19 protein-coding genes are annotated in these 20,292 nt (G+C 68.7%); 10 read left to right on the top strand and 9 right to left on the bottom strand.

Features of this window, described 5'->3' with window-relative positions:
- Window positions 1-261: 261 nt before the first annotated feature.
- From NQ152_RS10435 to NQ152_RS10445, 3 genes are read left to right on the top strand one after another with little or no spacing between them, the layout of a single operon-like run.
- Window positions 262-981, top strand: coding sequence for a DUF3105 domain-containing protein (locus NQ152_RS10435; RefSeq protein ID WP_257523934.1), 720 nt, complete (start codon window positions 262-264; stop codon window positions 979-981).
- A gap of 6 nt (window positions 982-987) precedes the next feature.
- Window positions 988-1,662 carry a DUF305 domain-containing protein gene (locus tag NQ152_RS10440; RefSeq protein WP_257523935.1) on the top strand — a complete coding sequence of 225 codons (675 nt, stop codon included), beginning with the start codon at window positions 988-990 and terminating at the stop codon, window positions 1,660-1,662.
- A gap of 56 nt (window positions 1,663-1,718) precedes the next feature.
- Window positions 1,719-2,156 (top strand): hypothetical protein, encoded by a 438-nt coding sequence (locus NQ152_RS10445; RefSeq protein WP_257503018.1) that lies wholly within the window; start codon window positions 1,719-1,721, stop codon window positions 2,154-2,156.
- Here the strand turns inward: NQ152_RS10445 and NQ152_RS10450 are convergent.
- The 4 genes from NQ152_RS10450 to NQ152_RS10465 all read right to left on the bottom strand — a co-directional run bounded on the left by NQ152_RS10450 (window position 2,105) and on the right by NQ152_RS10465 (window position 8,493).
- Window positions 2,105-4,621 carry an HAD-IC family P-type ATPase gene (locus tag NQ152_RS10450; protein ID WP_257523936.1) on the bottom strand — a complete coding sequence of 839 codons (2,517 nt, stop codon included), beginning with the start codon at window positions 4,619-4,621 and terminating at the stop codon, window positions 2,105-2,107. The two genes, NQ152_RS10445 and NQ152_RS10450, sit on opposite strands and share 52 nt — an antisense overlap.
- 58 nt (window positions 4,622-4,679) lie before the next feature.
- Entirely contained in the window at window positions 4,680-5,657 is a 978-nt protein-coding gene (locus tag NQ152_RS10455) for a carbohydrate ABC transporter permease (protein ID WP_257503020.1), read from the bottom strand.
- Window positions 5,654-6,850, bottom strand: a complete 1,197-nt coding sequence (locus NQ152_RS10460) for a carbohydrate ABC transporter permease (protein ID WP_257503239.1) — start codon at window positions 6,848-6,850, stop codon at window positions 5,654-5,656. Before NQ152_RS10460 ends, NQ152_RS10455 begins: the two co-directional genes overlap by 4 nt.
- A 311-nt stretch (window positions 6,851-7,161) precedes the next feature.
- Window positions 7,162-8,493: an ABC transporter substrate-binding protein gene (locus NQ152_RS10465; RefSeq protein WP_374113587.1), complete on the bottom strand. Its 1,332-nt coding sequence runs from the start codon at window positions 8,491-8,493 to the stop codon at window positions 7,162-7,164.
- 311 nt (window positions 8,494-8,804) lie between these two features.
- Between NQ152_RS10465 and NQ152_RS10470 the strand changes: the two genes are divergently transcribed.
- Window positions 8,805-9,854 (top strand): LacI family DNA-binding transcriptional regulator, encoded by a 1,050-nt coding sequence (locus tag NQ152_RS10470; protein WP_257503022.1) that lies wholly within the window; start codon window positions 8,805-8,807, stop codon window positions 9,852-9,854.
- 58 nt (window positions 9,855-9,912) lie between these two features.
- Here the strand turns inward: NQ152_RS10470 and rplL are convergent, their stop codons facing one another.
- The 3 genes from rplL to NQ152_RS10485 form a co-directional block, all read right to left on the bottom strand.
- Window positions 9,913-10,299, bottom strand: coding sequence for a 50S ribosomal protein L7/L12 (rplL, locus tag NQ152_RS10475; RefSeq protein ID WP_257503023.1), 387 nt, complete (start codon window positions 10,297-10,299; stop codon window positions 9,913-9,915).
- A 93-nt stretch (window positions 10,300-10,392) separates the two neighbouring features.
- Window positions 10,393-10,908: a 50S ribosomal protein L10 gene (rplJ, locus tag NQ152_RS10480; protein ID WP_257503024.1), complete on the bottom strand. Its 516-nt coding sequence runs from the start codon at window positions 10,906-10,908 to the stop codon at window positions 10,393-10,395.
- Between the two features lie 286 nt (window positions 10,909-11,194).
- A complete protein-coding gene (locus tag NQ152_RS10485) occupies window positions 11,195-12,490 on the bottom strand; it encodes a LuxR C-terminal-related transcriptional regulator (protein WP_257503025.1) in 1,296 nt (431 codons plus the stop codon).
- 131 nt (window positions 12,491-12,621) lie between these two features.
- Here NQ152_RS10485 and fdhA point away from each other — a divergent pair, with 131 nt between their 5' ends.
- Together fdhA and NQ152_RS10495 are read left to right on the top strand one after the other, a co-directional pair.
- Window positions 12,622-13,842: a formaldehyde dehydrogenase, glutathione-independent gene (gene fdhA / locus NQ152_RS10490; RefSeq protein WP_257523937.1), complete on the top strand. Its 1,221-nt coding sequence runs from the start codon at window positions 12,622-12,624 to the stop codon at window positions 13,840-13,842.
- A 60-nt stretch (window positions 13,843-13,902) separates the two neighbouring features.
- Window positions 13,903-14,304: a heme-binding protein gene (locus tag NQ152_RS10495; RefSeq protein WP_257503027.1), complete on the top strand. Its 402-nt coding sequence runs from the start codon at window positions 13,903-13,905 to the stop codon at window positions 14,302-14,304.
- Between the two features lie 116 nt (window positions 14,305-14,420).
- Here NQ152_RS10495 and NQ152_RS10500 read toward each other — a convergent pair whose 3' ends face one another.
- Window positions 14,421-15,404 carry a hypothetical protein gene (locus tag NQ152_RS10500; protein WP_257523938.1) on the bottom strand — a complete coding sequence of 328 codons (984 nt, stop codon included), beginning with the start codon at window positions 15,402-15,404 and terminating at the stop codon, window positions 14,421-14,423.
- A 327-nt stretch (window positions 15,405-15,731) separates the two neighbouring features.
- Window positions 15,732-16,037 carry a 4a-hydroxytetrahydrobiopterin dehydratase gene (locus tag NQ152_RS10505; protein ID WP_257503029.1) on the bottom strand — a complete coding sequence of 102 codons (306 nt, stop codon included), beginning with the start codon at window positions 16,035-16,037 and terminating at the stop codon, window positions 15,732-15,734.
- A gap of 120 nt (window positions 16,038-16,157) precedes the next feature.
- On the opposite strand from NQ152_RS10505, the gene NQ152_RS10510 reads away from it, so the two are divergent.
- From NQ152_RS10510 to NQ152_RS10525, 4 genes are all read left to right on the top strand, one after another.
- Window positions 16,158-16,838, top strand: coding sequence for a YqaJ viral recombinase family protein (locus NQ152_RS10510; protein ID WP_257523939.1), 681 nt, complete (start codon window positions 16,158-16,160; stop codon window positions 16,836-16,838).
- A gap of 150 nt (window positions 16,839-16,988) precedes the next feature.
- A complete protein-coding gene (locus tag NQ152_RS10515; protein ID WP_257523940.1) occupies window positions 16,989-18,659 on the top strand; it encodes an MDR family MFS transporter in 1,671 nt (556 codons plus the stop codon).
- On the top strand, window positions 18,659-19,129 hold the full coding sequence (locus tag NQ152_RS10520; protein ID WP_257523941.1) for a MarR family winged helix-turn-helix transcriptional regulator: 471 nt from the start codon (window positions 18,659-18,661) through the stop codon (window positions 19,127-19,129). Before NQ152_RS10515 ends, NQ152_RS10520 begins: the two co-directional genes overlap by 1 nt.
- Window positions 19,130-19,263: 134 nt before the next feature.
- Entirely contained in the window at window positions 19,264-20,292 is a 1,029-nt protein-coding gene (locus NQ152_RS10525) for an NADP-dependent oxidoreductase (RefSeq protein ID WP_257523942.1), read from the top strand.

The following is a 20,292-nucleotide window of genomic DNA, read 5'->3' on the forward strand; positions in this document are numbered from 1 at the left end:
GGAGGGCGGGACGCGGCCGCGGAGGGATCGACTGGGGCGCGCAGATCAAGAACGAACCGTCCCGAATCGATTCGACCATCTATCGTACCGGATGCCCCCTGCGGGCACGCTGCGCCGCCGACGCCGCGCCCCGCAGCAGCCGGCGCACTGAGGCCTGTCGGCGCCTTCCCAGGCCGAGGCGCATGCGCTCGAATAGGATGGCCGTACCTTCCGCACCGCAGCCCACTCGTTCCGACGGGCGCCTGAGCCGAGATCACACACATGACCCCGACACCCCCGCGCCCGGCATCCAAGCAGACGAGCGGCAACCCCGCCACGCAGGCCCAGATCGCCTCGACCGTCAAGCAGCAGCGTGAGCAGAAGCGTCAGGAGAAGCTGGCGGAGTACCAGAGGCAGCTCGCGAAACGCCGACGCAGCAAGCTGGTGTGGTGGAGCGTCGGTTCGCTCGTCGCGATCGGCGTCATCGCCGCGATCATCGCTTCCATCGTGTTCGCCCCCACTCCTCCCCCGACCCTCAGCCCGGGCGATGGAGACGGCAGTTCCATCGAGGGTGTCGAGACGTTCCAGAACACCGCGAACCACGTCGAAGGTGACGTCCAGTACGCGCAGACGCCCCCGGCCGGCGGTGACCACAACGCGATCTGGCTCAACTGCGGCATCTACGACCAGCCCGTGCCGAACGTCAACGCCGTGCACTCCCTCGAGCACGGTGCTGTGTGGATCACCTACGACGCGGATGCCGTCGGCGACGAGGAGCTGACGGCGCTGCGCAGGCAGCTCCCCTCCAGCTACGTCGTGCTGTCGCCCTACGAGGGCCTGGACTCGCCAATCGTGCTGAGCGCGTGGAACGCACAGCTCAAGCTCGACTCGGCCGACGACCCCCGCTTCTCGGAGTTCCTCACAACGTACTGGCGCAACCAGAACGCGCCCGAGCCCAACGCAGCGTGCTCCGGCGCGCTCGACGCCCCCGGCAAGCAGTAGGTTGCCGTGACCGACGACGCGTCGACGGCCCGGGCGCCGCGGCGCTGGCTTCTCGTCGTGCTCGCCTGCCTGGCGATCGGCGGACTGGCCTTCGCGATCGGCCGCTTCTCAGCCTTCGGCACGTCCGCCACCACGCCGGCCACGGACTCCGCCGAGGCCGGCTTCGCCCGCGATATGCAGGTCCATCACGCCCAGGCGGTCGAGATGGCGATGCAGATCTTCCGCACCACCGAAGACACCGAATTGCGCACACTCGCATACGACATCGCGACGGGGCAGTCCGCCCAGCGCGGCGAGATGTTCGACTGGCTCGTGCAGTGGGGTCTGCCGCAGGCCGGCGAGCCGCTCATGAGCTGGATGGCCGACGCCGACGGCGGGCATTCCGGACATGGCGGCACGGGATCCGAGCCCCTCAGCGAGGCCGAGCTGAGCGCCGGGATGGGCATGGCCACCGATGCTCAGCTCGCGCAGCTGCGCACCGCCAGCGGCACCGAGGCGGACTGCCTCTTTCTCGAGCTGATGATCCGGCACCACGAGGGCGCCATCCCGATGGCCGAAGCCATCCTCCAGCGAGGATCCGTGCCGCGCGTGCTGACCGTCGCGACGAGCATGAAGAACGGCCAGACGGCCGAGATCGACGCGATGCAGAGCATCCAGCGGCGCCTCGGCTGCACCGGCTGACACGCCACTCCCCCTGAGCCGGCTCTTGTACACCCCGGTCTCGCTACAGTGAACGGGTGACCGTCGCTCTCGCATCCGCCCGGCGCCGACCGCTCGTCGTCACGATCGCGGTCGTGATCATCTACATCAGCGGAATCACCAGCACCATCGGGGGCACCCTCGTCCTGCTGAGCCGATACCGGGTGGAGCCGGCGGACGTCCTGCCCGTCTCGCTCCTGGGCGCGGGTGTCATCCTGTTCGGTCTGTTCACGATCGCGGTGGCCTCGGGCGTCGCCCGTGGTCGCCGACTGGCCCGGCTGCTCCTGACCATCTACACGGTCGCGCAGACCGCCCTCCAGATCGTCACGATCGTGTCCTCGGACGCGTGGGACTGGTCCGCGTTCGCGGAGCTCGCCGCGGACGCGTTCATCCTCCTGGCCGTCTGGGCACCGCCGGGGTCTCGCTACTTCCGCGAGACGCCCTCGGCTCCGGAGACGGGCATCCCCTCCGCCTGAGCCCGGTCATCTTCGGGAATCCCTCGCGCCGCGTACGCCGCCAGCGACCGCGCCACAAACCTCCTGTGGATGAACCGCACCACCTCGATCGCCCCGATCGTGCAGGCCGCCACGAGGGCGATCAGGTACGCGCAGTCCTCCCCCGGATCGGTGAGCTGGAAGAACTCGGTCGACAGCGGAATGCTGAAGATCGCGACGAGCCCGATGAACATGGCCCCGATCACGAGCACCTTGTAGCGGTTCAGCGGTCGGGACAGCACGGTGAGCACCCAGATCCCGACGATCGCGAGGATGATCGTCGAGCCGGTGCGCAGTTGCGCTTCCTCCACGCCCAGCGACATCGCTCCGAGCGTGTACAGCGTCAGTGCGACAGCGATGATCAGTCCGGCGGGGATCGCGAAGCTCAGCGAACGCTTGAGGAATCCCGGCACGTAGCGCTGCGTGTTCGGCATCAGCGCGAGGAAGAACGCCGGGATGCCGATGGTCAGCCCATCGGTGATGGACAGCTGGCGCGGCAGAAACGGGAATTCCAGGACCAGGACGCCGAACAGGATCGCCAGCGCGGTCGCGTAGGCGGTCTTGGTGAGGAACAGCATCGAGACGCGTTCGATGTTCGCGATGACCTGCCTGCCTTCGGCGACGACGGCCGGCAGGTGCGAGAACTGGCCGTCCAGCAGGACCAGCCGCGCGACCGCCTTCGTCGCGGCCGCGCCGGAGTTCATCGCGATGCCGATGTCGGCGGTCTTGATCGCGAATGTGTCGTTGACTCCGTCGCCGGTCATGGCCACCACGTGTCCGCGGCTCTGCAGCGCGACCACCATGCGCCGCTTCTGCTCCGGTGTCACCCGGCCGAAGACCGTGTGACCGTCCAGGATCTCCCCGAGCTGCTCGTCATCCTCCGGGAGCTGGCGGGCGTCATAGCCCTCCGCGACGTCCAGCCCCACCTCGCGGGCGATGGCGGCGACCGTCCGCGGGTTGTCGCCCGAGATGATCCGGATGCCGACTCCCTGCGCCGTGAAGTAGGCGAGAGTGCGCGCTGCATCCGGTCGCACCTGCTCCCGGAACGTCAGCACGATCGCCGGGACCACCGCGGCCGGAAGCCGCTCCGCCTCCACGTCGGCGTCGGTCAGCGGCGCGGCGGAGTACGCGAGGACGAGCGTGCGGCGACCGGACGAGGCGAGATCGGTGACGGTGCGTCCGAGCTCGCCGCCCCGGTCGGACGCGGCATCCCCGAACACCATCTCGGGGGCGCCGAACACCCAGGTCCCCCCAGCCGCACCCGAGCCGAACGAGACGGCGCTCCACTTCCGGGCGGAGGAGAACGGGATGTATGCGGCGGCCTCCGTGGGTGCGCCGGTCACCGGGAAGGGTTCGCGCAGGCAGCGGGCGGTGGCGTTGGCGTCCGGTGCGGCTCCGTACCAGGCGAGCGCGGACTCCCATCCGGGCGCGGCATCGGCGAGAGGATGGGACCCGTCGAAGCGGATGTCCCCGCCGGTGAGCGTGCCGGTCTTGTCCAGGCAGATGACATCCACCCGGGCGAGGCCTTCCACCGCGGGCAGCTCGTTCACCAGCACCTGCCGGCCGGCGAGCTTGGCCGCCCCGACCGCGAAGGCGATCGAGGTCACCAGGACCAGCCCGAGCGGGATCATCGCGGTCAGGGACGCGATGGTGTTCACGACCGCCTGCACCCAGGTCCCGCTCTGCCAGGCATCGACCCAGCCGCCCGCGACCATCATCTGCGCGTTCAGCACCAGCAGTCCGATGGGGCCGACCCCCCAGCCCACCCAGGTCAGCACGCGGTCGATCGAGGTCCGCAGCTCCGAGGAGACCATCGAGAATCGCTTCGCCTCGTCGGCGAACTTGTTGGCGTAGGAGTCGGCGCCGACCCGGGTCGTGCGGGCCGCCCCCTCGCCGGCCACGACGACCGAGCCGGACAGCGCCTCGTCGCCGGGGCTCTTGTCCACCGGCTCGGATTCGCCGGTCAGCATGGACTCGTCGATCTGGAGCGCCCGACCAGAGACGACGAGCGCATCGGCGGGCACCTGATCGCCGGCGCGCAGGATCAGGATGTCGTCCAGCACGACCTCCGCGGGGGCGATCTCGCGCTCCTCCCCATCGCGACGCACCCGCGCGCGAGGGGCGTTCAGCAGCGCCAGGCGATCCAGCTTGGCCTTGGCCCGGAACTCCTGCACGCAGCCGATGATCGCGTTGGTGAAGGCGGCGAGTCCGAACAGCGCGTCCTGCCACCGACCCAGCACGAGCAGGACCAGGAAGCACCCGCCGACGATCGCATTGAAGAGCGTGAAGACGTTGGCGCGGACGATGTTCCAGACGCTGCGGCTGGAGTCCGCCGAGAACGCGTTGGTGCGGCCGGCCGCGATCCGCTCGTCCACCTCGGGCTGGGAGAGCCCGACGGCCGGATCGACCGGCGTGGGCTCTGCGGCGAGGTCGGGTGCGGCATCCATGGATCTCACCCTATTGCGGTGCGCGGGAGGACGACGCGTGGCCGCCCTCCCGCAGAACTCACCCCTTGGTCGAGCCGGCCAGCAGACCGCGAACGAAGAACCGCTGCAGGGCGAAGAACACGATCAGCGGGACCAGGATCGACAGGAACGTCCCCGCGGCCTGCAGGAACCACTGGTTGCCCCACGTGCCCGACAGCGACGCGAGAGATTGCGTCATCGGCAACGATCGGGACGGTGCGAAGATGGTCGCCACCAGCAGGTCGTTCCACACCCAGATGAACTCCAGCACCGCGAAGGACGCCAGTGCCGGCGCGGCCAGCGGCAGGACAATGCGGAAGAACATCTGGCCGTGACCGGCGCCGTCCACCCGTGCCGCCTCGATGACCTCACTGGGGATCTGGGAGATGAAGTTGTGCAGCAGGAACACGGCCAGCGGCAGTGCGAAGATCGTGTGCGCGATCCAGACCGTCGCAAAGCTGTGGTCGGCGTCGCGCAGATCGAAGCCCGGGAAGATGGTGACGCCGTTGATCTCGAAGCCGCGGGAGAACAGGCTCAGAAGCGGAACCAGCGCCATCTGCAGCGGGACGATCTGCAGCGCGAACACGGCGATGAAGGCCAGGTTCTTCCCCTTGAAGTCGATCCACGCGAACGCGTAGGCCAACAGGGCAGCCACCACCAGCGAGAAGCACACCACCGGGATCGTGATCGCCAGCGAGTTGAAGAACGACTCTCCCAGCGTGAGGGTGGTGCCGCCGGCGGTGAGTGCCGCGGCGTAGTTGTCGAGCGTGAACTCGGGATTGGTGAACACCGTCCACCAGCCGCTGGTCTGCGTCGCCGCGGGCGGGCGGAACGAGGTCACCAGCAGGCCGAAGGTGGGGATCGTCCAGAAGAAGGCGATGATGATCGCCGCGATCGTGGCGCCTTTGGAGGTCAGGCGCTTCTGCGCCATCTTCTCGTGCTTGCGCGTGTCGCGGGCGACCTGGCGGGCCGTCCGTGGCTCCGGGTTGGGCTCGATTACCACAGTCGAGATGGTCATCGGATCTCCCTCTGCTTCCGGATCTGAATCACGTTGAACACGATCAGCGGTATCACGAAGATGAACAGCACCACCGCCAGCGCGGCGGCGTGCCCGTAGCTCTGGAAGCGCTGCTGCTGGTTGACCATCTCGAAGGCGAGCACCGAGGAGTTGGACCGGCCGCCGGTCATGACCGCGACCACGTCGTAGATCTTCAGCGAGCCGATGGCGATCGTGGTCACCACCACCACGATGGAGGGTCGGATGCCGGGCAGCGTGACGTTGCGGAATCGCTGCCACGCGTTCGCGCCGTCCAGCTCGGCGGCCTCCATCTGCTCCGCCGGCACCGCTTTGACGGCCGCGGAGAGGATCACCATGGCCAGGCCGGTCTGACTCCAGATGAAGACGATCATCAGGAAGAAGGTGTTGATCAGCGGCTGCACCGACAGCCAGGAGACCGGTTCGCCGCCGAAGGCGACCACGATCGCGTTCAGGATGCCGACCTGCTCACCCTGGCGGTAGTCGTACGTGAGCTTCCAGATGATGCCGGCACCCACGAACGAGATGGCGAAGGTCATGAAGATCAGGATCTTCAGGACCTTCTCCCAGCGCGCCCGGTCGATGAACACGGCGTAGGCGAGGCCGATCACGGTGGCGACGGCGGGGACCACGAGCACCCAGATGACGGTGTTGATCACCGACCAGAAGCCCTCGGGGTTGGTGAAGGTCCAGATGTAGTTCTCGAAGCCGACGAAGTTCTCGCCGGTCTTGTCGAAGAAGGACTGGACGATCGTCGCGATCGCGGGGTAGATCAGCCCGATCAGCAGCAGGACGGTCGCCGGGGCGGCGAAGATGACCAGCTGGAACAGGTAGCCGGCGCCGCGGCGGGACCGGTAATCGGCCCAGAACAGCACGGCGCCCAGGATGACGGCGATCCCGAGGACATAGATGACCGCGTTCTGGTAGGGACGCAGCAGCATGAACGCCAGGATCGGGATCGCGAAGCAGGCGACCAGGCGGAGCCAGAAGTAGCCGCGTCCTGACCGCGGCGCGTACTCGATCAGCAGGAGGATGATGCCCACGACGGCACCGAAGGCGACCAGCACGGCCGGGATCTGCACCAGCGGGCCCAGATCGCCCAGCCACCGGAAGAAGCTGTTCAGCGAGAAGCCCAGCGACACCGGCCGCGCATCCACCGGCGGTCGCGTGATCATGAACAGGAAGAGCGCGACGACGACGATCAGTCCGCCGGCCGCGACGAGGACGGTCGTTCGGTGTTTGCGCGAGAGCGCCTCTGCTTTGGCGAGGGCGTCGTCGTCCGCGCGGGGTGCCGAGGCCTTCCTCGTGTCAGGGACCTGCGTTGTTCCGGTCATGGGCACCTTCCGAGTGCGGCGGCGAACTCTGTTGTGAACGGCGGTCACGCGGTGAACGACCGTCGCGGACGCCGGTATTGCCTATCTTGCACCTCTTGCCGCAGTGGGGCCGCCCGCCTCGGCGAACGACCCCCCTGCAGCGCAGTTCCTGACTAGTTCTCGTAACCGGCCTGGATGTCGCTCAGAACGGTGGCGGTGTCCTTGCCATCGACCCAGTCGACCATGCCCTTCCAGAACGAGCCGGAGCCGACCGTGGACGGCATCAGGTCCGACGCGTCGAAACGGACGGTCGTGTTCGGGTCCTGCAGCAGCTGCATCGCCTCGGTGAGGAACTCGCTGGAGGCGAGGCTCGGGTCGGCGTTCAGGTTCGCGGAGATGACTCCACCGAGACCGACGCGCGCGTCGGCGAACTCGGGGCTGGCCATGAACTCCAGAACCGCCTGGGTGGCTGCGTCGTCGGAGAAGGCGACGACGAACTCGCCACCGACCTCGATCGCGGCTGCGTCCTCCTCGAAGCCGGGCAGCACGAACGCGTAGACGTCACCGTCGGGGGCGACGGTCGGAACCTGTCCCTCGGCGTTCTGCACGTCGAGGAAGTTGGCCGACAGGAAGGACGCCTGGTGGGTCAGTGCGCAGGTGCCGTTGGCGACCGGGGCGGCCACGTTGGCGAACGCGGTCGAGTTGATGCTGGCCACGTCACCGAAGCTGGCGTTGACGTACGCCGGGTTCAGCAGGATCTCGCCCACCGCGTCGAACGCGTCGGCGATCTCCGGGTCGGTGAACTTCACGTCGCCGGCGACCCACTGGTCGTAGACCTCGGGTCCGGACTGACGCAGGACGAGGTCCTCGATCCAGTCCGTTCCCGGCCAGCCGGAGGCCGCCTCGGATGCGAAGCCGGCGCACCACGGTGCGGCACCGGTCTTCTCCTGGATGGTCGCGGTCAGATCCAGCAGCTCATCCCACGTCGTGGGCACCTCGACGCCCCACTCTTCGAACGAGGCCGGCGAGTACCACACGTAGCCCTTGATGTTCGCGAGCATCGGAGCGGCGTAGAACACGTCATCGAACGTGCCGTAGGCCTTCCAGTCCGGCGACCAGTTCTCGTCGACCTCGGCCTCGACGGCTTCGGGTGCGGGCACCGCCTCGCCCGTCTCGACCAGGGTCTTGAGCAGACCCGGCTGAGGAACGATCGCGATGTCCGGTGCGTCGCCGCCCTTGACCTTGGTGACGATGTTGCCCTCGAACGCCTTGTCACCGGTGTACTCGACGATGATGCCCGTCTCTTCGGTGAACTCGTCGAAGGATGCCTGCAGGTCTTCGGCCTCGACGCCGGTGATGCCGCCCGAGATGGTGACGGTTTCGCCCTCGACCGATCCTGAGTCGCCGGCCTCGTCGCCGCCTTCGGCGCAGCCGGCCAACGTCAGCGCGGCGATCGCCACCACGCCGAATGCCACTGCTGTGCGGCGATGCGCGGGTGAACGCATTCCAGTCATTTACTGCCTCCTAGTTGAGTGCCGTGCGGATTGCGCACGCGAGTCCCGTTCGATTGGTGCGGTCGGGAACCGATTCCATAGACACCGTAGGCGAGAACGAGAGTGACGCACAATCACAGGTAGTCACAACTCGGTAACCCTCGCCGTACGGGTCTTCTCGCCGAGTGCGGCAGGCGCGCTAGGCTCGGCTTCGCGGGCGGCCGGATCGCGGTCGTCCGATGTGGAATCGGTTTCATGGCGTTCCACCCGAGGTTCCCCTCTCCGCCGATGAGAACGCAGCGCCCTGACGCGAAGGAGCACCGATGAGCGGCATCTCGGATGTGGCGCGCCTCGCCGGCGTCTCGAAATCGACGGCCAGCAGGGCGCTCAGCGGCGGCGGCTACGTCTCCGAGAAGACGCGGCTCAAGGTGGCTGCGGTCGCGGCATCCCTGGACTACGTCCCCTCCAGCAATGCGGCCAGCCTCGTCACCGGTCGCACCCGCAACGTGGGCGTGGTGATCCCGTACCTGCACCGGTGGTTCTTCGCCGAGGTGCTCGAAGGCATCCAGGCAGCGCTGCTGGAGCGCGGGCTGGACCTGACGCTCTACGACGCCAACCCGGGCACGGAGGGCAGGCGCCGCATCTTCGAGGACTTTCTGGCACGCAAGCGGTTCGACGGCCTCATCGCCGTCGGCCTGGAGCCCGAGGACCACGAGCTGGAGCGGCTGCTGAAGATCGGGCGGCCGGTGGTGAGCGTCGTGGGAACGGATGCCGGCACCACTGCCATCGGAATCGACGACAACGACGCGGCCCGCCGGGCCACGCACCACCTCACCAGCCTGGGCCATGAGCACATCGCGTTCATCGGCGGGGGAAGCAGCGCTCGGTGGGCCAGCGTGGACCGGCGCCGACTGGACGGATATCGCCACGCGATGGCCGAGGCGGGACTCGCCGCCCGCGCGAAGCACATCACATCCGAGGTGTCACTGCCGGGCGGGTACGGGGCGGCTGTCGATCTGCTCGCCGACCGGGCGCGGCCGACCGGGATCGTGGCGGTCTGCGACGAAGTCGCGATCGGCGCCATCATCGCGGCCCGCCGACTCGGGATCGGCGTCCCCAGCGATCTCAGCGTCGTCGGCATCGACGATCACAAGTACGCGGAGATGTTCGCGCTGACCACGTTCCAGCAGCGTCCGCGGGAGCAGGGGCGCGCGGCGGTCGAGCTGCTGGAGGCTCAGCTGGCGGACGCGGAGGCCGAGCCCGCGCATGTCGCCCTCACAGCGCGACTGATCGTGCGGGCATCGACGGGGCCGGTCGATGCGGACCACTCGGTGATGGTCTCTGACGCCCGGGGCGGCATGGACGCGATCTAGCCGTGCATGCGAGAAGGCCCCGGATGCATGCATCCGGGGCCTTCTCGTGAAGAAGTGACTACTTCAGGGTGACGGTCGCGCCGGCCTCTTCGAGAGCGGCCTTGCCCTTCTCGGCAGCCTCCTTCGAGACACCCTCGAGAACAGCCTTGGGTGCACCGTCGACGACGGCCTTGGCCTCGCCGAGGCCGAGCGAGGTGAGCTCGCGGACGACCTTGATGACCTGGATCTTCTTCTCGCCGGCAGCCTCGAGGACGACGTCGAATGCCGTCTGCTCCTCGACCTCTTCGGCGGGAGCGGCACCGGCGGCAGCCGGGCCGGCAACGGCGACCGGCGCCGCTGCGGTGACCTCGAAGGTCTCCTCGAACTTCTTGACGAACTCGCTGAGCTCGATGAGCGTGAGCTCCTTGAACGCGTCGAGAAGCTCGTCAGTGGTGAGCTTTGCCATGATGTTTCTCCTTGCTTGTGTTTCGTGTCTCGAGACGGCCGCTTCGCGACCTACTCGATAACCGTCACGAATTGGGTGTGTGCCGCGCCCTGATCAGGCGGCGGACTCCTGCTTCTCACGCAGCGCGTCGACCGTGCGAACGGCCTTCGACAGCGGAGCGTTGAACAGATATGCGGCGCCGAACAGCGAGGCCTTCATCGCACCGGCGAGCTTCGCCAGCAGGACTTCACGGCTCTCAAGGTCAGCGAGCTTGTTGACCTCATCAGCGGTGAGGGCGGCACCGTCGAAGTACCCGCCCTTGATCACCAGATGAGGGTGTGCCTTGGCGAAGGTACGCAGTCCCTTCGCGACGGCGACCGGGTCACCGTGCACGAATGCGATGGCAGAGGGGCCCTTGAGCTCCTCGTCCAGCGTGGAGATTCCCGCCTTGTTGGCGGCGATCTTGGTCAGCGTGTTCTTCACCACGGCGTATTCCGCATCCTGACGAATGCTGATGCGCAGCTCCTTGAGCTGGGCAACCGTCAGACCGCGGTACTCGGTCAGCAGAACGGCGGTCGAGTCCTCGAAATGCTTCGTGAGCTCGGCGACCGATGCATCCTTCTGCGCCATGGCCACTCCTTGTGTGTACGAGACGCTCCGCGATGGCGGGACGTCGGCCGGAGGCATCCGCTCATCGGATCTCACTCGACGAATGAAAAAGCTCCGGCGCAAGCGCACGGAGCTGAAAACTCGGAGGAGATTCGTTTCGTACACCTGCGCGGGCCCCTGCACTGCAGAGCTTCGATCGTCATGCACTCGCGTGCACATCGATGACCAGCGGTCTTCGGCTTCCCCCAGTCTACGTACTCCCCCGCACCTCGCCAAATCGTCGGCACGCGGCGTCCTGTCCAGGGACTCAGGCGCGTCCGGATGACGCGCCGTGCCGGCCGGCGAGGACGAACGCCGTGGCCTCGGCGCGGGATGCGACGCCGAGCTTGCGGAAGATCTTGGCGACGTGGAACTTCACGGTGTTCTCGCTGATGCCCAGGTTGACCGCGATCTCGCGATTGCGCTGCCCGGCGATCAGCAGGCTGAGCACCTCGGCCTCGCGCGGACCCAGGTCCCACGCGCGAGGCGCAGCGGCCAGCGCCGAGGGCGGGTCCAACGGCATCACGACCGACATCTCCGTTCCCCAGCCCGGCGTCGCCTCGAAGGAGAGCCGGCCGTTCAGCGCCAGCACCCGCTGCCGGACCAGTCGCAGCTGCACGCTCTCGCCGGACAGGTCGCCGGGCCCGTCGTCTCGCACGTTGATCAGCAGGTTCGTGCCGTCGCAGTCCCATTGCACGCGCACCCGGCTCACGTCGTGCCGGTCGACCAGGGCGAGGATCGAACCCCGCACGACCGCGCGCGCCCCATGGGCGATCTCGCTGGGCAGTGCCCGTCCGTCCACCGGCGGCTCGACGAACTGGACGTCGATGTCGCGGTAGCGCACCAGCGGACGCAGATCGTCGCGCAGGCGCTCGAAGGCGGTTGTGACGGGCTCCTCCGTGAACGTGCGCACCCGGTCGCTCGCAGTTCGCAGGTGGACCATGCCTTCCGCGGCGATCTGCGTGGCAGTTCTGCGGGCGCTGCGATCGTCCAGGCTCGAGGATCGCAAGGCGGCCAGCAGGGACTCCAGGGTGGTGGAGTATTCGTCGGCGAGTTCGGTCAGCGCCTCCATCCGCACGCCGGAGGTCGCGCGGGCCAGCTGCAGGTAGTCCGGGGACGCAGCATCCGCCAGCTCCTGCACGCGCAGCGCGACGATGTTCCACAGCTGGAGCACCGCCGCGTCGGTGTCCTGCCCGCCCGGATCGGCGAGGACCAGCAGCGCTCCGTTGTTCGAGAGCGCCTGGAACGTATCCACGTCACCGGCAGAGGTGGGGATCACCCCCCGCCTCGTGCGGCCGGGGCCGATCATGCGGCGCAGCTCGTCCAACGCGAGGAACGACACCCCGTCGACGAAGGATGCCGCCCCGGCGCCCTCGCGCTGTCCGCCGGCGGCGTCGGCGACGAGGAACACGAGAGCGGAGTGACCGAGCAGCGGGCCGAGGAAGGCGGACAGTCGCTGCGGAATGAGGGCGGACGGCGCGGTGAGGACGTCTGCCAGCCCCCGAACGATCTCCGCCGCTTGAGCGACACCGCCGGGTTTCGCATCGCTCTGAACAGACGGCATCCCCCAACCCTAGGCATCGCGCCACCCGTTCGGGTAGTCACAACGACCCTGAGGAGGGATCGCGCTACCCGAACGGATCGGTCAGGATCGGAGAAGGGGCGGGGCAGACTCGCCCCGACGGAAGGACGAAAATGTCAGGTAACAGAGCGGTCGCCTATGAGGGGCCCGGAGTCGTGAAAGTGATCGACACCGACTACCCCGATTTCGAACTCCACGACGGCCCGGGCGTCAATCCGGCCAACGTCGGCAGGAAGATCCCGCACGGTGCGATTCTGCGCACCATCGCGACGAACATCTGCGGATCAGACCAGCACATGGTCCGGGGACGCACCACCGCCCCCGAGGGGCTGGTGCTCGGACACGAGATCACCGGCGAGGTCGTCGAGGTCGGTCCGGGTGTGGAGTTCATCAAGGTCGGCGACATCGTCTCCGTGCCCTTCAACATCTCCTGCGGCCGCTGCCGCAACTGCAAGGAGGGCAAGACCGGCATCTGCCTGAACGTCAATCCCGACCGCCCGGGCAGCGCGTACGGGTACGTCGACATGGGCGGCTGGGTCGGCGGTCAGGCCGAGTACGTCCTGGTCCCCTACGCGGACTGGAACCTGCTGAAGTTCCCCGACCGCGACCAGGCTCTGGAGAAGATCCTGGACCTCGCGATGCTCTCGGACATCTTCCCGACCGGATTCCACGGTGCCGTCACCGCCGGCGTCGGCGTCGGCTCCACCGTCTACATCGCCGGTGCCGGGCCGGTCGGGCTGGCCGCGGCCGCCGGCGCGCAGCTGCTCGGCGCCGCCGTCGTCATCGTGGGCGACCTGAACGAGGACCGTCTCGCCCAGGCGCGCAGCTTCGGCTGCGAGACGGTGAACGTCGGCGAAGGGTCCATCCCCGACCAGCTGGAGCAGATCCTGGGCGTGCCCGAAGTGGATGCCGCGGTCGACGCGGTGGGATTCGAGGCACGCAGCGAAGGGCACGGCGCGAAGGCGAAAGAGGCCCCGGCGACGGTCCTGAACTCCCTCATGAGCGTGACCGCCGCCGGTGGCGCGATCGGCATCCCCGGCCTGTACGTCACCGGCGACCCCGGCGCAGTGGATGATGCCGCGAAGGTCGGATCGCTCTCGATCAGTCTCGGCACCGGCTGGGCGAAGTCGTTGTCGTTCACCACCGGGCAGTGCCCGGTGATGCGCTACAACCGGCAGCTGATGATGGCGATCCTGCACGACAAGGTGCACATCGCCGCTGCCGTGAACGCCAAGGCGATCACGCTGGACGAGGCCCCGCAGGGCTACGCCGAGTTCGATGCGGGCGCCGCCACGAAGTTCGTCCTCAACCCCAACGGCTACATCGCCGCCTGACCTTCCACCTCACCCGACCACGCAGTTCCCGGCATCCCGGGCAGAACCAAGGAGACACCCATGACCAACGTCAACCTCGAAGACGCACGCCGCGTCATCGCCGCCGCAGAGCAGAAGGCCGACGAGATCGGCCAGCCCATGAACATCGCCGTCGTGGACTCGGGCGGCAACCTCGTCGCGCATGTGCGCCAGGACGGCGCCTGGATCGGAAGCGTCAACATCTCGATCAACAAGGCCTGGACCTCGAAGGCGTTCGACATCTCCACCAAGGACCTCGGAGACAACGCGCAGCCGAACCAGCAGTTCTACGGCATCCACGCCACCAACGGCGGCAAGGTCGCGATCTTCGCCGGCGGCATCCCGCTCGTGCGTGACGGCGTCGTCGTCGGCGCGGTGGGCGTCAGCGGCGGTTCCGGCGAACAGGACCACTCCGTCGCCGAAGCAGGCGTCGCCGCGTTCTGAGTCCCTCCCGACTCAGCGTCGAGTGCACGGCGTAGCGTCGAGTGCACGGCTTTCCGGTGTCGGAAGGCCGTGCACTCGCGTGTAAGTCGTGCACTCGCGCGCGGACCGGTACCGGATCAGCCCGGCGCTCGGATGCCGAAAGACGCCAGGCGTGCGGCGAGCGCCTGCGGAGTCACGCTGTGCTCGTCCTCCCAGCGGGCGAATCGCCACTGCGTCGTTCCGCGGATCCAGTCCTCGCGGCGCTTCTCCTCGAGCAGGATCTTCTCGAGCGCGACGCCGCGGCGCATCGCGACGTCGAGGTACTTGTCCTTGCCGTCGAACTCGCCGAATGCGCGGACGTCGGTCAGCCCGAAATCCACGAAATACGTGTTCTCCGCCGGCCCGGCCACCGGAACCTGCAGCTGCGGCGCGTCGAAGCCGAGCCGCATCAGCTGGAGCCGGCTCACGCTCTCCCCCGGCAGCTGAGCCCGGCCGTCGGCGAACGCGGTCACCCACCGCGCCTGCCGGATCCCCCGTGCGCCTGACGCCGCGGTGACCCGTTCCCGCATGGATCGGCGCCAGCAGGCGACGGCATCCTCGTCCCACACCCGGCCGCGCAGCGCGAACTGCCGCTCAGCGGCGTCGGCAGCGGCCACCGATGCGTCCGGTCCGAGGGTGCGCACCATGTCGAAGACGGTCCGCTCGAGCGAAGTGCAGCGGATGCCGTGGCGCACGACGATGTCCGACGCCGGGAGCGGCGCGACATGCCTCATCACGTCCGCGCCACTGGAGATGCGGGACGGCGCCGGAGTGGTGACGTGCACGCGGAGCGGTCGATGGCGGTACAGCGGCAGCGACCATGCGACACCCGCGGACTCGTGCGAGATGACCCCGTCGCCGGTGGCCTCACGTGCGACGGCGATGACATGCGCCAGGTGCCACGCCTCCGGCCACAGCGTGGCGGCGTCCTGCGCGTCCATGAAGGCTCCGCGACGGATCACCCGGAGCCGGCCGCTGCCCACCGCAAGCCGGATGGACCGCTCCGTCCAGCCTCCAGCCAGAAGGGCCGTGCGGGAGCGGACGAGCAGACTCAGGTCGGGGATCGACGCAGCGCGGCGCATGCCTCAGCATCCGGCGTCCGTTGCCCCGCATCGGCGGTGCGCAGGCGAATCGGGATAGGCGGCACGCCCTGCTCCCCTGGGGAGGAGCGCGCGCGCCGCCCTTCCGTTCCCGACTGCACGGCCTGCCGTCGGGTGCACGGCTTCTGACCGGCGGCAAGCCGTGCGCTCCTGGGGGGAGGAGCGCGCACGCCGCCCTTCCGTTCCCGACTGCACGGCCTGCCGTCGGGTGCACGGCTTCTGACCGGTGGCAAGCCGTGCGCTCGGCGGCACCCCGTGCGCTCGGCGGCACGCCGTGCGCTCGCGGGGCAGGAGAAGCGGGACTGCGGATCAGCGGGGCGTCGGCGCGAGACCGAGGTCACGGGCGGCGGCGGAGATCTGCCGCGCGAGGGCCACGTCCTTCGCGGTCAGGCCGCCCGCGGAGTGCGTGATGAGCGTCACGGTCACCCTCGGGTAGGTCACCGTGACATCGGGATGGTGATCGGCTGCCTCGGCGAGTTCGGCGATGGCGGCGAACAGCCGCGCCCCCGTGGCGAAGGTTCCGGTCTTGAACTCGGCGATCGCGCCGGCCTGCCCCGGGCGCCAGTCCTCGACGCCGGGCTCCGCCCGGAACTGGTCTGCGGTGATGGTGTCCATACACCGACCCTGCCACCGTCCGCAGCGCGCGCAAGGGGCGCGCTGCGGATGCGGTCCGGCCCGGCGCGGACCGGGCATGTCGGCCGGGCGGGGTCCGCCTGCGGGGTTACCCTCGAAGACGTGACCCCCGAACTCGCCGCCCGCATCGTCGCGGACTCCCGCGACCGGGTGGCCTGGGTCCGGGCTCGCTCACGCGGCATCACTGCGACGGATGTCGCATCGCTCACCTCGGCGAAGGCCATCGCCAAGGCGGCCGACGCGAAGCTCATGGGCTCCGGATTCTCGGGCAACGCCTACACCGCCCACGGCCGGATCCGCGAGCCCGAGATCGCCCGCTGGGTCGCCGCGACCCACGGCATCCTGCCCTCCAGCGCGCTGTTCCACGCGGTCGTCGAGAAGCGTCACCTCGCCACCCCCGACGGGGTCGTCGTCGATGCCCAGGGCCGCGTCATCCTGTGTGAGATCAAGACGACCAACAAGTCCTGGCGCAGCATCCCCCGCCCGTACATGCGGCAGGTGTGGTGGCAGCAGCATGTCCTGGGCGCCGAGCGCACCCTGGTGGCGTGGGAGGAGCACAGCGATTTCGTCCCGGTCGGCGACGAGCCTCGCTGCGAGTGGGTCGACCGCGACGAGGTCGAGATCGCGAAACTGGTCGCCCTGGCGACGTCGCTCATCGACGAGCTGCACCGCCGGACCACCCTGCGGCCGCTCGCCGGCCCGCCGAGCGCACACCCCGACGGACGGATGCCGCGGCCACCGGCCCCGCGCGAGCCCTTCCGCGCCCTCGCCCTGGCCGACTGAATTGGTTGACGCGAGTCAACGATCTGCGATATAGTTGACTACAGTCAACCATCGCGTCACCGTCGCCGCGCACGTCTCCACGCTCGAAAGGCCCCGCTCTTGGCGTCTGTCAATACCCCTGCCTCGGCGCTGACGACCGAACCGCCGCGCATGTCCCGACGGAAGGTCCTCGAAGCGCTGTCCGGCCTTCTGCTCGGAATGTTCGTCTCGATCCTCGCCGCGACGGTCGTCTCCACCTCGCTTCCGGTCATCATCCACGACATCGGCGGCGATCAGGCCGCCTTCACCTGGGTCATCACCGCCACCTTGCTGACCACCGCCATCTCGACCCCCATCTGGGGCAAGCTGGCGGACCTGTTCAACCGCAAGGTGCTCATCCAAATCGCACTGATCCTCTTCGTCCTGGCCACCGCGGCCGCGGGCTTCTCGCAGGACGCCGGCACGCTCATCGCGTTCCGCGCCGCGCAGGGCATCGGCGCCGGCGGTCTGGCCGCGCTGAGCCAGATCATCATGGCCGACATCATCAGCCCCCGGGAGCGCGGACGCTACATGGGCCTATTCGGCGCCGTGATGGCTCTGGGCACGATCGGCGGACCGCTGCTCGGCGGGTTCATCACCGATGGCATCGGCTGGCGCTGGAACTTCTACGTCGCGATCCCCTTCGCGATCGCCGCCCTGATCATCCTGCAGCTGACCCTGCACATCCCCACGCGCCCCAAGAAGAAGGCGCGCATCGACTACCTCGGCATCGTGCTCCTGGCCGCATCGGTCTCGCTGCTGCTGGTCTGGATCACCAACGCCGGCGACACGTTCGACTGGTGGAGCCTTGAGACGATCCTCATGGCAGGCGGCGCGCTCGTCGGTGCGATCCTGTTCGTGATCGTGGAGTTCCGCTCGCGCGAGCCTCTCGTGCCGCTGTCGATGTTCCGCAACCGCACATACACGCTCTCGGTGATCGCCTCCATCGCCACCGGTGTCGCCATGTTCGGCACGTCGGTGTTCCTCAGCCAGTACATGCAGATGGCCCGCGGCGCCACCCCGACCGAGGCCGGCCTGCTCACGCTGCCGATGATCGGCGGTCTGCTGCTCTCGTCGATCATCGTGGGTCAGCTGATCAGCCGCTTCGGCAAGTGGAAGATCTATTTGATCGTGGGCAGCGTGCTGCTGATCGCGGGTTCGGTGCTGCTGTCCACCCTGCGGTACGACACGAACTTCGTGCTGGTCTCGCTGTACATGTTCCTGCTCGGCGCGGGCGTGGGAATGACCATGCAGAACCTCGTGCTCATCGTCCAGAACACGGCCAAGCCCGAGGAGATGGGCGTGGCCAGCTCGGGTGTGGCGTTCTTCCGCAGCCTGGGGGGAACGATCGGCGTCTCGGTCATGGGTGCCGCACTGGCGACCTCGGTCACCGGCCTGTTCGCCTCCAGCAAGGACGCGCTGACCGCGGCGATCGTGAATCTGGGTGCGGATGGCGCGGCTGTGGCCGAACAGCTCCAGTCCGGCACGCTCCCCCAGGTCAGCCTGCTGCCGACCGCGGTGCGGGTCATCGTCGAGGACATCTACGCGCAGGGCATCGCGCAGTCGTTCCTGATCGCCGTGCCGCTGGCGATCATCAGCCTGATCGCGATCGTCTTCCTGCCCAACGTGCCGCTGACCCGCATGACGACGGCGGAGCGGATCGCCGCCGGTGAGGCGGACCTCGCCACGATCACGACCGCCGAGGGGATGTCGGCCCTGGCTGCGACCGGCTCCATCCCGGCGACCGCGGAGGACGCGCCGGCCGGATCGGTCGGCGGCAGGCCCGCGACCCGCCGCGGCTGATGTCGACGGCCATGGTGGACCCGGAGTCCCGAGAGGCGCGCACCGAAGCGGTGCGCGCCCTCGAGGCGGAGTTCGGCGAACTGCTCACGCGGATCCGCCGCCTGATCGCCGAGAACGCCGAGCGGGTGAGCCCGGGCATGCTGCCCGGCGCCTACAAGGTGTTCACCACGATCGTCCGCCGCGAGAGCATCACCCTCTCCTGCCTGGCCGAATCGCTGACGGCCGACAAGGGTCAGGTGAGTCGCACGGTGCGCGAGCTCGAAGAGCTCGGGCTCGTCACCCGCACCCCCGACCCCGCCGACGGTCGATCCAGCCTCCTCTCCCCCACCCCGGAAGGGATCGAGCGCCTGGCCGCGGCCCGCGAGCCGCACGACAGCGCGCTGCTGGACAGCCTGCAGGAGTGGTCCGTCGAAGACATCCGCCACCTCGCGCGGCTCCTGCACTCGTTGACGACCGGCGAGAACCCCTGATGCTGCGCGGCGGCCGGCTCGGCTTAGCCGGCCGGTAGCACCCGCGTAACACGGACGAGACATAGTCAGGGTTGACTGTGGGGACCAGGCAACGAGTGCTGCCGACGACGACGCGCACTCCTAAGGAGCGTGCGATGAGATTCCGGCCGTTGCAATCCGCATCCGCCCCCGCGCCCACCGCGGCGGTGGCAGACCCGCCCGAGACCATGCGCGCCACGGTGATGGAGACCACCGGCGACCCCACCGTGCTGCGCGCGGCGTCCGTGGCCGTCCCCACACCGGTGATGGACGAGCTGCTCGTGCGGGTCGTGGCTGCGGGGGTCAATCCGATCGACGCGAAGACCCGTGCCGGTGCGGGCGTGTCCGCCGCGATCAGCGACTACCCGGCCACGCCGGGCTTCGATTTCAGCGGCATCGTGGTCACCTCGCCGTACGACTCCCATCCCCTCGCCGCCGGGACGCCGGTCTACGGCATGGTGGCCTTCCCCCGCTCCGGCGGCACCTATGCGGAGTACGCAGTCGTGCCGTCGCAGTCGGTGGCGCGCAAGCCGGCGGCGCTGTCGCATGTGGAGGCCGCCGGCGTTCCCCTCGCTGCCCTGACCGCATGGGGTCTGGTCGTCGAGACCGCCCACGCGCACGAAGGGCAGCGGGTGCTCATCCATGCCGGCGGCGGCGGTGTGGGCCACTTGGCCGTGCAGTTCGCCGCGTACTTCGGCGCGCACGTCACCGCGACCGGCTCGGCGCGGAACGCCGCGTGGCTGAGGGAGCTGGGGGCATCGGTGGTGATCGACCACACCACGACCCGCTTCGAGGATGTCGTCGCCGACGTCGACGTCGTGATCGACCTGGTCGGGAACGCGAAGGCGAACACCGGCGAGAGATCGCTGGCCGTGCTGCGACCGGGTGGACTGTACATGGTCGTGCCGACCGGCTCCTGGCCGGGCTATGCCGCCGCCGCGGCCGCGGCCGGCGTCAGGGCGACGAGCTTCAAAGTCACTCCCGACGGCAGCGCGCTGGCGACGATCGGACGCCTGCTGGACTCCGGCGCCGTCCAGGTCTACATCGACCGCGTCTTCGACCTCAAGGATGCGGCGGCCGCGCACGCCGAGCTGGAGCAGGGCCACACGCGCGGCAAGATCGTCCTGCGCGTCAGCGACGACTGA

The sequence above is a fragment of the Microbacterium sp. zg.B48 genome (assembly GCF_024623505.1).
Lineage (GTDB): Bacteria > Actinomycetota > Actinomycetes > Actinomycetales > Microbacteriaceae > Microbacterium.

Coding starts and splice junctions, on each gene's coding strand:
- NQ152_RS10470 (WP_257503022.1), top strand. CDS start 8,805: ATGAGCGGCATCTCGGATGTGGCGCGCCTCGCCGGCGTCTCGAAATCG.
- NQ152_RS10435 (WP_257523934.1), top strand. CDS start 262: ATGACCCCGACACCCCCGCGCCCGGCATCCAAGCAGACGAGCGGCAAC.
- fdhA (WP_257523937.1), top strand. CDS start 12,622: ATGTCAGGTAACAGAGCGGTCGCCTATGAGGGGCCCGGAGTCGTGAAA.
- NQ152_RS10450 (WP_257523936.1), bottom strand. CDS start 4,621: ATGGATGCCGCACCCGACCTCGCCGCAGAGCCCACGCCGGTCGATCCG.
- rplL (WP_257503023.1), bottom strand. CDS start 10,299: ATGGCAAAGCTCACCACTGACGAGCTTCTCGACGCGTTCAAGGAGCTC.
- NQ152_RS10495 (WP_257503027.1), top strand. CDS start 13,903: ATGACCAACGTCAACCTCGAAGACGCACGCCGCGTCATCGCCGCCGCA.
- NQ152_RS10520 (WP_257523941.1), top strand. CDS start 18,659: ATGTCGACGGCCATGGTGGACCCGGAGTCCCGAGAGGCGCGCACCGAA.
- NQ152_RS10465 (WP_374113587.1), bottom strand. CDS start 8,493: ATGCGTTCACCCGCGCATCGCCGCACAGCAGTGGCATTCGGCGTGGTG.
- NQ152_RS10500 (WP_257523938.1), bottom strand. CDS start 15,404: ATGCGCCGCGCTGCGTCGATCCCCGACCTGAGTCTGCTCGTCCGCTCC.
- NQ152_RS10505 (WP_257503029.1), bottom strand. CDS start 16,037: ATGGACACCATCACCGCAGACCAGTTCCGGGCGGAGCCCGGCGTCGAG.
- NQ152_RS10515 (WP_257523940.1), top strand. CDS start 16,989: ATGTCCCGACGGAAGGTCCTCGAAGCGCTGTCCGGCCTTCTGCTCGGA.
- NQ152_RS10525 (WP_257523942.1), top strand. CDS start 19,264: ATGAGATTCCGGCCGTTGCAATCCGCATCCGCCCCCGCGCCCACCGCG.
- rplJ (WP_257503024.1), bottom strand. CDS start 10,908: ATGGCGCAGAAGGATGCATCGGTCGCCGAGCTCACGAAGCATTTCGAG.
- NQ152_RS10485 (WP_257503025.1), bottom strand. CDS start 12,490: ATGCCGTCTGTTCAGAGCGATGCGAAACCCGGCGGTGTCGCTCAAGCG.
- NQ152_RS10455 (WP_257503020.1), bottom strand. CDS start 5,657: ATGACCATCTCGACTGTGGTAATCGAGCCCAACCCGGAGCCACGGACG.
- NQ152_RS10460 (WP_257503239.1), bottom strand. CDS start 6,850: ATGATCACGCGACCGCCGGTGGATGCGCGGCCGGTGTCGCTGGGCTTC.